Origin of the sequence: Streptomyces sp. PA03-1a, from assembly GCF_033792805.1 — a bacterium.
In the GTDB taxonomy this organism is placed as follows: Bacteria; Actinomycetota; Actinomycetes; order Streptomycetales; family Streptomycetaceae; genus Actinacidiphila.
The window spans coordinates 13,870-25,124 of record NZ_JARAVO010000130.1; the positions used below are offsets into that span (position 1 = coordinate 13,870).

The window sequence follows — 11,255 nt, forward strand, 5'->3', positions numbered from 1 at the left end:
TCGTGGAGCCGGAGACTGCGTCTGCAGAGCCGGAGTCGGCGGCGGAGGAAGCACCTGCCGCCGAGCCCGAGCCCGAGGTGGAAGCCGTCGCGGAGCCCGTGACGGTGGAGGCACCCGCTCCCGCCGAGGCGGAGCCTGTCGCCGAGGCGCCGGTGGTCGAGGAGGCGCCCGCAGCCGAGCCCGAGCCCGAGGTGGAAGCCGTCGCGGAGCCCGTGACGGTGGAGGCACCCGCTCCCGCCGAGGCGGAGCCTGTCGCCGAGGCGCCGGTGGTCGAGGAGGCCCCCGCAGCCGAGCCCGAGCCCGAGCCGGTCGTGGAGGCCGAGGCCCCCGCTGCCGAGCCCGAGGAGGAGCCCGCCGCGACGAACCCGGTCGGACGGCGGCCGCGGAAGCCGACGATCACGCCGGGGAAGGCCGTGACGGCGTACTCGGCGGAGGAACTGACCGCGCTGGTGCGGTGGATCGACGGCGACGGCGAGAAGCGGTCGGACGACGAACTGCTGCGTGCCGCGATGAAGGAGCTCGGCTTCGCCCGGCTGGGGCCGCGCATCAAGGAGGCCCTCGGCGCCGCCGTGGCCGAGGCGCGCGGCTGACGCGGCCGCGCGTCATCCGGCGCGCGGCAGGGGTTTCGCGACGACCCGCACCAGGACGGTGCGGGTCGTCGCGTTGTGGCAGGCGTCGGTGATGGTGGCGGTGAACGCGTCGGTGCCGGAGAAGTCCTCGTGCGGGGTGTAGGAGAAGAGGCCGTTGCCCTGCTGGACGACGACGCCCCGCACGGGTTCGCTGTGGGCGGTGACGGCCGTACCGCTGCCGCTGACGCCCTTGAGGACGTCTCCGGTGGCGTGGCCGTGCGGGCCGGAGGTGACGCGCAGCAGGCCCGGTACGAGGACGGGCCGGGGGACGACCCAGATGCGGTGGGCGGCGGGGTCGGAGACGTACAGCCGCCCGTCCGGGGCGAGGGCGGTGCCCCAGCGGGTGCGCGGGGAGGGGTAGAAGAGGGAGCCGTCCTCCGTGACCGCCAGCCCGTGGACCTCGCCCGAGGAGACCCGGGCGGTGCCCGGTACGGGGGTGACGCGGCCGTCGCGGTCGAGGCGCCGTACGCGGCCGTCGACGACGGCGTAGACGGTGCCGGCCCGGTCGGTGGCGAGGGCGTCGACGGTGGCGCCGGGGAAGGAGCGGACCGGTGCCTTGCCGCCGGGTGGGAGCCGCCGCAGTCCGCCGGCCACGCCGCCCGAGACGTACACGGAGCGGTCGCCGCCGACGGCGATGGCGTCGTGCCGTCCGGCCTCGGTGAGCAGCGTGGTGGTGCGGTGGCCGTCGGCGCCCACGGAGACGGCCTTGCCCTCGCCGGAGACGTAGACCGTGCCGTCCGGGCCGACGGCCAGGCCGTACGGGGCGAAGTCGGTGGTCGCGAAGGTCGTGATGACGGGTGCGGCGCCGGCCGCGCCCGGGGTGACGCGGCGGACGGCGCGGTTGGCGGAGTCGGCGATGTAGAGGCGGCCCGTGGTGTCGGTGGCGAGCCCGGCCGGGTCGTGCAGGGTGGCCGCGGTGGCGGCGGCGCCGTCCCCGCCGTGGCCGGGCGCGCCGGCACCGGCGCGCCGGGTGACCCATCGGGGGGTCGCCCGAACGGTGGCGCGTCCGCGCCAGGGCCTCCACCGGTGGGTCCGGTGTCGCGGTTACGCCACGGCGGACTCGCAGAATTAACCTCATTGCCCTTGTCATGTCCGTTTCTACGCGCGTAACTTGAGCCGGTCCGCCGTGCGCTGCCCGTGGTTGACGGGCTGTTGGACCGATAGGAGAAACCCTCGTGCCGATCGCCAGACCGAGCCGACACCGCAGCCGCGCCGCGGCGCTCGCGCTCATATCGACCGGAATCGCCGCGTCCGTCGTGCTGACCGGGCTGCCCGCCGCCCACGCGACCCCCTCCAGCGAGGCGGTCGTCGCCGAGGTGTACGGCGGCGGCGGCAACTCCGGCGCGACGCTGACCAACGACTTCGTGGAGCTCGCGAACGCCGGTTCGGCCGCCTACGACCTGGCCGGTTTCAGCGTGCAGTACCTGCCCGGTACGCCGTCCGCCTCCTCCAAGTGGCAGGCGACCGCGCTGACCGGGTCGATCGCCCCCGGCGGCCGCTACCTCGTGTCGGAGTCCGCCGGCACCGGCGGCACGACGCCCCTGCCGGCCGCCGACGCCAGTGGCGCCATCGCCATGAGCGCCACCTCGGGCACCATCGCCCTGGTCAACGGCACCACCCCGCTGACCTGCATCACCGCCGCCGACTGCACCGCCGACCCGCGCGTGGTCGACCTCGTCGGCTTCGGCACCGCGGTCGTGCGCGAGGGCAGCGGCCCGGCGGCCGGCGCGAGCAACACCGCTGCCGTCGCCCGCGGCGCGTCCCTGGCCGACACCGACGACAACGCCGCCGACCTCACCGCCGGCGCGCCGACCCCGGTCAACGCCGCCGGGCAGACCCCGGGCGGCGGCACCCCGGACCCGACGCCCACCCCCGAGCCGACCGAGCCCGGTACCACCCGGATCCACGACATCCAGGGCACCACCCGGGTCTCCCCGCTCAAGGGCCAGACCGTCACCCGGGTCCCCGGCATCGTGACCGGCGTGCGGACCACCGGCTCCAAGGGCTACTGGATCCAGGACCCCGAGGCCGACACCGACGCCCGCACCAGCGAGGCCGTGTTCGTCTACACCGGCTCCGTCACGCCCACCGTCGCCGTCGGCGACAAGGTGCTGGTGACCGGCAAGGTCTCCGAGTACTACCCGGGCACCGGCAGCCAGTCGGTCACCGAGGTCACCGGCCCGACCGCCACCGTGCTCTCGGCCGGCAACGCCCTGCCCGCGCCCGTCACGCTGGACGCCTCCACCGTCCCGGCGGCGTACGCGCCCGACGCCGGCGGCGGCAGCATCGAGGGCCTGCCGCTCGACCCGGCCGGGTACGCGCTGGACTTCTACGAGGCCCACGAGGGCGAGCTGGCGCGGTTCTCCGACGCCCGCGTCGTCGGCGGCACCACCCCGTACCACGAGGTCTGGGTGACGGTGAAGCCGGCCGAGAACCCCACCCGCCGCGGCGGCACGGTGTACGGCTCGTACGCCCAGCCCAACACCGGCCGGATCAAGGTCATGTCGATCGGCGCGGGCACCGACGTCCCGACCGCCGACGTCGGCGACAAGCTGGCCGGAACCACCACCGGAGCGATCGACTACGACGGCTTCGGCGGCTACAACCTCCAGGCCACGCAGCTGGGCACGCTGGTCGACAACGGCCTGGGGCGCGAGGTGACCCGCAAGCAGAAGGGCGGCGAGCTCGCGGTCGCCACCTACAACGTGGAGAACCTCGACCCCGCCGACCCCGCGGACAAGTTCGCGCGGCTCGCCGACGGCGTCGTCACCAGCCTCTCCTCGCCCGACATCGTGGCGCTGGAGGAGATCCAGGACAACAACGGCGCCAACGACGACGGCACGGTGGCCGCCGACCAGACGGTGCAGAAGTTCATCGACGCCATCGTCGCGGCCGGCGGCCCCCGCTACAGCTGGCGCTCCGTGGACCCCACGAACGACACCGACGGCGGTGAGCCCGGCGGCAACATCCGCCAGGTCTTCCTCTTCAACCCGCATCGCGTGCAGTTCACCGACCGCGCCGGCGGCGACGCCACCACCGCGGTCAAGGCGGTCAAGACCCGCAAGGGCGCGGAGCTGTCGGTCTCCCCGGGCCGGATCAACCCGGGCAGCGAGGCCTGGAATGCCAGCCGCAAGCCGCTGGTCGGCGAGTTCCGCTTCCACGGGAAGCCGGTCTTCGTCATCGCCAACCACTTCAACTCCAAGGGCGGCGACCAGCCGCTGCACAGCGTCAACCAGCAGCCGGTGCGCAGCTCCGAGACCCAGCGGAAGCTGCAGGCCACCGAGGTCAACACCTTCGTGAAGTCGCTGCTCGCGGCCGACCGGGACGCCAACGTCGTGGTCCTCGGCGACCTCAACGACTACGAGTTCTCCGGCACGGTGTCCACCCTCACCTCGGGCGGCGTGCTGAAGGACCTGCTGACCACGCTGCCCAAGTCCGAGCGCTACACCTACGTCTACGAGGGCAACTCGCAGTCGCTGGACCACATCCTGCTCAGCCCGGCGCTGCGCGACTTCGACTACGACGTGGTGCACATCAACGCGGAGTTCGCCGACCAGGCGAGCGACCACGACCCGCAGATCGTCCGCATCAAGCCGGACGGCTGCTGACCCACCCCTGCCGAGGGCGGCACCGGCGCGACGCCGGTGCCGCCCTCGCGGCGTCGCGGCGTTACGGCGTCACCGCGTCACCGCGTCACCGGGGGTCGGGCTCCGGGTCGGCGAACCCGCTGGCCGGCGTGTCGGCGCCGGTCCACGCGGCCAGCAGCTGCAGGGCCGCCTCGGAGGTGGAGCCGGGCTCGGCCGTGTGGATGCACACGAGCTGGTCGCTGTCGCCGGGGAAGAGGACGTGCTCGTACGACAGGGTCAGGTCGCCGACGACGGGGTGGTGGTAGAGCTTCACCCCGTGCAACCTCTGCCGCACGTTGTGGTCGGCCCACCAGGCGCGGAACTCGGCGCTCTTGATGGTCAGCTCGCCGACCAGCTCGGTCAGCCCCGGGTCGTCGGGGTGGCGCGCCGCGTCCAGGCGGAGGGCGGCGACCGCCTCGGCGGCGTGCTTGTCCCACTCCCGGTACAGGTCGCGGGCCGCGTCGTCGAGGAACATGAAGCGGGCGAGGTTGCGGTCGCGGTGCGGCAGCGCGTCGAAGTCGGTGATCAGCGTGCGGGCCAGCCGGTTCGCGGCCAGCACGTCCGTGCGGCGGCCGATGACGAACACGGGGGTGCGGTCGCCCAGCAGGTCCAGCACGCGGTGGACCTCGGGGCGCACCCGTTGCGGCCGCTGCGGCCTGCGGCGGGGCGGGGTGCGGTGCCGCGCCAGCTCGAAGAGGTACGCGCGCTCGGCCGCGTCCAGTCGCAGGGCGCGGGCGACGGCGTCCAGCACCGCCTCCGAGACATTCAGGTGCCTGCCCTGCTCCAAACGGGTGTAGTAATCGGTGCTCACCCCGGCCAGCCGCGCCAGCTCCTCCCGCCGCAACCCCGGCACACGGCGCGGCGCACCGCTGACGGTGATGCCGGCGTCCTGCGGGCTCAGCCGGTTCCTGCGGGCCCGCAGGAAGTCCCTGAGCTCGGCGTTGTGCTCCATGTGTTCCAGTATGGGCGGCCGATCATGAGGCGGCCCGGCGCGGCCGGACCCGCCGGCGGCTACCCGGACGGAGGCCTCTCCTCCAGGCGGTCCAGCCGTTCCAGCCGCTCCTGGAAGCGGTCCAGCACCTCCCTGAGCCGTTCCGCCTCCACCAGCAGCTCCTCGTGCAGCGGTTCCTCGAGCAGCGCTTCCTCGGCGGCGCCCGGTCCGGGCGGTTCGCCGGTCACGTTCACCCAGGGCCCGGCCAGCCGCGCGAACTGCGCCGGCCGCAGCACCCACAGCCCCGCGGCGCAGCGCCGGCAGGACGCCGTCAGCGCACGCCAGCCCGGCAGCCCGGTGCCGTCGCGCACGAACACCCGGGCGGCCCGCCCGCACCGGCAGGCGCCCATGCGCACGGTGCGCACCCGCTGCCGGGCGTAGCGCGTCCCGCGCTCGTACCGGGTGTACGCGCCCAGCACGCTCACCTGGAGCACCACCGCGTCCCGGCAGTCCGTCGCGCAGGTCAGGGCCTGTGCCTCGGCGGCCGTGTGCAGGCAGTAGAACCCGCAGTCGCAACCCCGGGCCGGGCTGCGGTGCCGCCGCCCGTAGCCGCACACGGCGTCGTCGAGGGCGCCGTACACGATCCGCCCGCCCAGCGACACGCCCCGGAAGCCCACGCGGGCGCCGTCGTGCGCCAGCATCGGGAAGGCCAGCTTGTACCCCGTGGGGGGCACCGCCGGCCGTTCCTCGGGCAACCGGCGGGGGAACCTCACCGTGCCGCGGCCTCGGCGGGCTCCGCTGCGGCGTCCGGGGCGCGGCCGGCGGGGGCCTTCTCCTCGTCCGCGAGCCGCTCCCGGCCCGGGAGCTCCTCGTCCGTCTCCTCCGCGTAGCCGTTCGCCAGTGCCCTGCCCAGCTTCATTGCGGCCTCCAAGATCGGGCGAATCCCCCGTACGGGGGGTACTCGGGCATCATGACGCACCGGGCCGCCGCCGGGGTAGGGCGCCTCGGCGCCCGGCCCGCCCCGATTTCCTGTCCGTTACACACAACTCCCCGCACGACCGGTGTGAATGACGGTACGTCAGCGTAGGCTGGGAATGAGGGGAGGCGTCATGGACACGTACGTGACCATCGAGCTGGAGGGCGGCAAGGACCCGGCCGAGGACCTGCGCAGACTGGAGGTCTGGCTGCGGGCCGAGGAGGAACTGGCGCCGCTGGTCGTCCGCAGGGAGCGGCCCGCGGACGAGAGCATGGGCGTCGCCTACGACCTGCTCCTCATGATCCTCCAGGAGACGCTGCAGGCCACCGCGCTCACACTGCTCCGCGCCCTGCGCAACCACCTGCGCAACCAGCCCGGCGACTCGCTCAGCGTCACCGTCCGCGCCGGGGACGTGGAGTGCGTCCTGACCGGCCGGGACGCCCTGACGCGCGGCGAACTGGAGGCGATGGCGGCCCGCATCCGCCAGACGCTGGAGAACTAGATCCGGGGAGAACCCGATCCGGAGGAAGACGGCCCTGGGGAGGTCCGGCGGGCATGCCGTACGAACCGTTCGCGTCCCGGTCGCGGGCGGTCCTGATCGGGGTGTCCCAGTACGAGCACGCCCGTGACTTCTCCAACATCCCCTCCGCCAGGGCCAACGTGGCGCGGCTGCGGGCCGCGCTCGTCTCCGGCGCGCACGGCCGGTTCATCCCGCGGACCGTGGAGACCCTCGCCGAGCCGCGCACCCGCGACCGCGCGCTGCGGCTGATCGGCACCGCCGCCGCCCAGGCCCAGGACCTGCTGCTGGTCCACTTCACCGGGCACGGCTACGTCGACCTCGGCACCGGGGAGCCCGAGCTGTACCTGATGACCCGGGAGTCCACCAAGGACGGCGCCCGCCTCGACGGCATCCCGTACCGGGACCTGCTGAGGCTGCTCGCCTCCTCGCGGGCCGAGCGTGTCGTCCTCGTCCTGGACTGCTGCTACTCCGGCAACGCCGGCCTGGTGCCGCTGCCCGAGCGGCCGTTCTCCCTGATCACCTCGTCGGCCGTCGGCTCCCGCATCCACAAGGGCGACGGCATCGACCCGACGCCCTTCACCGGGGCCCTGGTCCGGGTGCTGACCGAGGGCACCGACCCGTACGACCCGGTCACCGTGCAGCGTCTCGGGGTCCGGCTGCACGAACTGGCCGGGGAGTACGCCGCCACGCTCGACGAGCGGGTGGACTACGACCCCTGGTTCCCGACCGAGCGCTCCAGCAACAGCGCCGGCGACACCGTCCTGTCGCAGGCCCGGCTGACCCCGCGCCCCGCCCGCGGGACCCGCTGGCTGACGCCCTTGCGCCGGCTCGCCCAGTACGCCGGCTTCACCTGGACGTGGACGGCGGGACCCCACCAGCCGCTCTGGCACCGGGCCGTGGGCGCCGGCACCGCCCTGGCCCTGCTCGCGGGCGCCGTCACCGGCTGGACGTGGGCGCACCGCCCGGCACCGCTGTGCCCCGCCCCGCTCGAACTGCGGGTGCTCACCTCGCCGGAGACCCGCGCCGCGCTCACCTCCGTGCTCGACGCCTTCCAGGACAGCGACGCCGCCGGCACCACCGCAGCCCTTGGCGGCCGGCCCGAGGGCTGCGGCCAGATCAACACCACCGTGTACGCGGCCCCCACCGACCGCACCCTCGCCGCCTTCCGCGCCTCCGCCGCCTGGGCCGAACCGGAACGCGCCTGCGAGGACGGCGGGGACTGCGCGCTGCCGCTGCGGGACGTCGGGCCGCACCCGGACGTGTGGATACCGGCGGCCGGCACCGCCCCCACCCAGGTGCTGGCCGAGACCCGGCGTCCGGAGAGCGTCGTCGCCCTCGGCCGGCCGGTCACCCTCGCGCACTCCCCGGCCGTCCTCGCCGCGACCACCTCCCTGGAGGGCGTCGGGCGCACCGGCAGCACCGCGCAGCAACTGGCCGACGCCGCCCACGCGCAGGACGTGGTCGTCCGCAGCGCCGAACCGCACTCCTCGGACGCCGCCCTGGACCAGCTGCTGCACCTGACGCCGGGCACCCGGGTCACCACCGATGCCGTGCCCCCTGCGGACGACCGGGCCCTGGCCTGTTCCGCCCGCACCTGGCTGGTCGAACGGCGAGGCACCCAACAGGCCCTTGTCATCGCCGAGTCCACCCTCGCCGGCCTCGTCACCCCGGCCCTGGAGTCCCGTCCCCCGTGCCTGGGCAACCAGTCCGACCCCTACACCGCCTACTACCCCGCCGACGTGCCACCCCTGGACCTCACCCTCGTGCCGGTGACCTGGGAGACCGGCCGGGCCGACCGCGCCGTACGTGCCGAGGCGGTGCACCGGCTCGCCGTCTGGCTGCGCTCCGGTCCGGGACAACGGGCCCTGGCCGCACAGGGCTTCCGCACGGACGTCACCGGGACGGCCGCGGCCGGCGACACCCCGCTGGACAGCGCGATCTTCGTCGCCGATCCGCCGACGGGCGGCGCACCGCCCACCAGGAGGGCCATCGAGGCCGCCCTGCGGGACCACGACGAGGCCACCGGCACCCGGCGCGACGTCCTCTTCGCCGTCGACGTCTCCAGCTCCTCCTACTCCGGGGCGAACGTCTCCGTCGTGCGCTCCGTCCTGGCCCGCGCGTCCGGCTACCGGTACGGCGTCGCCGCGGTGCCCGGCCGCACGTTGCTGGCGCCGGGGCCGAACGACGCGGCCGCGCGGGACGCCGCGATCCGCGCGCTGGCACCGGTCGAGCGGGACGCGCCCGTGGCCGCCGCCCTGCGCCGGTGGTCCCGCGCGCTCGCCGGCTCCCCCGGCGCCCTGATCGTCCTCATCACCGACGACGAGGACAGTGCCCGAGCGGAGCCGCCGGACGTGGACGTCCCCGTACTGGTGGTCTCACTGGAGAGCTACGGCTGCTCGCTGCGCTTCAACAAGGCGGTGACGGAGGGCGGCGGCGCCTGCCTGGCGGCCACGCAGGACCTTCCGGACCGGGTCGCGGAGACGATCACCCGCCTCACCTCGGGAGGGTCATGACAGCCTCGGGCCCCAGGAGCACGGGCGGCACCCTCCCGCCCCCGCGCTCCGTCCGCCGCCGGCGCCGAGCCCTGGACGTCCTGCTCCTGCTGGCCGCCGTGGCCTGCAGCGGCCCCGCCGCGGCGCCGGGCCCGGCACCCGACCGCTCCCGGCCGCTGATCGTCGCCAGCGACGCCGATCTCACCGCCGGCGGGCAGCCCGGCGTCCGCCGTGCCCTGATCGACGCGTGGAACCGGCGCAACCCGGACCGGCCCGCCCGGCTCGTCGAGCTCCCCTCCGCCTCCGACGAGCAGCGCAGCGAGCTGATCGGCGCCTTCCAGTCCGGCACCGCCGCGTACGACGTGGTCAACCTCGACATCAGCTGGATCCCCGAGTTCGCCGACAGCGGGTTGCTGCGCCCGCTCGACCCCGCCCTCGTCGACGGGGACTTCCTGCCCCAGGCCGCGGACGCGGGCCGCTGGAAGGGCCGCACGTACGCGGTGCCCTTCAACACCGACGTCGGCCTGCTCTACTACCGCACCGACGACCTCGCCAAGGCCGGGCGCCGCCCCGCCGACCTGCGCGGCTACGCCAAGATCAGCGACCTGCTCGCCGACGTCCGCCCGCTCGGCCACCCCGCCTACACCACCCAGCTGCGCGCGTACGAGGGGCTGACCGTCAACACCCTGGAAGCCTTCTGGACCGCGGGCGTCGCACTCGTCGACGGCGACGGCCGCTACATCGGCACCGAGGACGGGCTGCGCGAGGGCCTGGACGAGCTCGGTCGGCTGGGCGCCGCCAACAACCTCAACCCGGAGTCCCTGGAGGCCGACGAGTCGGTCACGCTCGCCCAGTTCACCGAGGGCCAGAGCGTGCTGATGCGCAACTGGCCCTACGCCTACAACCGGCTCGACGCCACTCTCGCCCCCGGTGTCCGCTTCGGCGTGGCCCGGCTCCCCGGCGTCGCCGCTCTCGGCGGCCAGAGCCTGGGCGTGGCGGCGACCAGCGACCGCCCGGACGACGCCGCGGACCTGATCCGCTTCCTGACCGGACGCGGCGCCCAACATGCCCTGCTCGGGGCGGGTTTCGCCCCCGCGCGGCGGTCTGCATACGGAGCCGGGGATGTCAACTGTGACGATCCTCACGACCCCCGTGCGTGGTTCTACGACCGTCCCGCGGGACGCGGCTCGGAGCCCTCGCCCTCGCCGTCCGTCGCGACCCCCGGTTACACGACCGTGCTGTGGTGCGCGTTGCAGGCCGCCAGGGCCCGTCCGGCGACCGCGCACTACGTCACCTTCACCCGGGTCCTGCAGCGTGAAGTGCACGGAATGCTCGCGGCGCACCGCAGTGCCGACGCCACGGCGGAGCGTCTGGGCGGCCGTCTGGGGCGCGCGCTCGGCGGCCGGGGTCCGGGGTGACCATCACTCCTCGTGAGCGCGGCACTCCCTTCCGCATAACGACTGATGCACACTCACATTTCCCGTAGGTCACGGCAGTCACGGCCCAATGTCCATGTATGTCCTGTCCATCCCCATAGATTCCCGTCATGAACTCGCTTGAGTGGCTTGGAATTGGCGGGCGCCTCTATTAACGTTCGATAACGCAGCGCGGTCATCCCGCCGCCGACAGGGCGGCGCCGTGCGCTTGCCGAATCCCGTCCGCGGGAACCGGGGAACCACTTCCTGGGGTGAATCGGGGGCCCTCCGCGGTCCTCGTAGGAGACCTTCCTGCTCCGAACCCGTCAGCTAACCCGGTAGGCGAGAAGGAAGGAAAGGAGCGCGCCCGCGTGGCGTCGAACGAGCCTGCCCTGATACCCGGACAGCAACAGGGGTCCGCAACCGCGTACTCCGAGTGGGACACCGCCGAGTGGAACATCGCCGCCGGCTGGAATCCCCCGGCCGCCGAGCAGGCACCGCCGACGAAGAACGCGATCGACGGCTGGGACACCGGCCAGTGGAACATGGCCGCCGGCTGGTTCGACGCGCCGGCCGCCGAGGCGACGACCTCCCACGACACCACGTCCGCGGGCTACGAGGCCGCGGGGTACGAGGCACCCGAGGCCGCTGCCCCCGCCCCCGCCC

9 protein-coding genes, 1 pseudogene and 1 riboswitch are annotated in these 11,255 nt (G+C 74.4%); of the genes and pseudogenes, 6 read left to right on the forward strand and 4 right to left on the reverse strand.

Annotated elements, in window-relative coordinates; translation table 11 throughout:
* The coding region (locus PV341_RS26745) for a hypothetical protein (RefSeq protein ID WP_500359179.1) at positions 1–590 on the forward strand (590 nt) is incomplete at its 5' end.
* A 12-nt stretch (positions 591–602) separates the two neighbouring features.
* Here PV341_RS26745 and PV341_RS26750 read toward each other — a convergent pair.
* Positions 603–1,325: an Ig-like domain-containing protein gene (locus PV341_RS26750; RefSeq protein ID WP_500359180.1), complete on the reverse strand. Its 723-nt coding sequence runs from the start codon at positions 1,323–1,325 to the stop codon at positions 603–605.
* 533 nt (positions 1,326–1,858) lie between these two features.
* On the opposite strand from PV341_RS26750, the gene PV341_RS26755 reads away from it, so the two are divergent.
* Positions 1,859–4,237: a DUF8508 domain-containing protein gene (locus PV341_RS26755; protein WP_500359185.1), complete on the forward strand. Its 2,379-nt coding sequence runs from the start codon at positions 1,859–1,861 to the stop codon at positions 4,235–4,237.
* An 85-nt stretch (positions 4,238–4,322) separates the two neighbouring features.
* Here the strand turns inward: PV341_RS26755 and PV341_RS26760 are convergent, their stop codons facing one another.
* Genes PV341_RS26760 through PV341_RS26770 form a run of 3 tightly spaced genes read right to left on the reverse strand, consistent with a single transcriptional unit; the run spans position 4,323 to position 6,105 of the window.
* The gene (locus tag PV341_RS26760; protein ID WP_500322630.1) at positions 4,323–5,207 is read right to left on the reverse strand and encodes a helix-turn-helix transcriptional regulator; all 885 of its coding nucleotides are present in this window, start codon (positions 5,205–5,207) and stop codon (positions 4,323–4,325) included.
* A gap of 59 nt (positions 5,208–5,266) precedes the next feature.
* Positions 5,267–5,920 (reverse strand): hypothetical protein, encoded by a 654-nt coding sequence (locus tag PV341_RS26765; protein WP_500322631.1) that lies wholly within the window; start codon positions 5,918–5,920, stop codon positions 5,267–5,269.
* Between the two features lie 35 nt (positions 5,921–5,955).
* Positions 5,956–6,105 carry a hypothetical protein gene (locus PV341_RS26770; protein WP_500322632.1) on the reverse strand — a complete coding sequence of 50 codons (150 nt, stop codon included), beginning with the start codon at positions 6,103–6,105 and terminating at the stop codon, positions 5,956–5,958.
* Positions 6,106–6,295: 190 nt separating this feature from the next.
* Between PV341_RS26770 and PV341_RS26775 the strand changes: the two genes are divergently transcribed.
* The 4 genes and pseudogenes from PV341_RS26775 to PV341_RS26790 all read left to right on the forward strand — a co-directional run.
* Positions 6,296–6,664, forward strand: coding sequence for an effector-associated constant component EACC1 (locus PV341_RS26775; protein ID WP_500359181.1), 369 nt, complete (start codon positions 6,296–6,298; stop codon positions 6,662–6,664).
* A gap of 53 nt (positions 6,665–6,717) precedes the next feature.
* Positions 6,718–9,195: a caspase, EACC1-associated type gene (locus tag PV341_RS26780; RefSeq protein WP_500359182.1), complete on the forward strand. Its 2,478-nt coding sequence runs from the start codon at positions 6,718–6,720 to the stop codon at positions 9,193–9,195.
* Complete coding sequence (locus PV341_RS26785; RefSeq protein WP_500359183.1) at positions 9,192–10,592, forward strand: extracellular solute-binding protein; 1,401 nt, start codon at positions 9,192–9,194, stop codon at positions 10,590–10,592. Before PV341_RS26780 ends, PV341_RS26785 begins: the two co-directional genes overlap by 4 nt.
* 217 nt (positions 10,593–10,809) lie before the next feature.
* Positions 10,810–10,949, forward strand: a riboswitch (cyclic di-AMP (ydaO/yuaA leader).
* Between the two features lie 11 nt (positions 10,950–10,960).
* Positions 10,961–11,255: pseudogene (locus PV341_RS26790) on the forward strand (M23 family metallopeptidase); the annotation flags it as partial.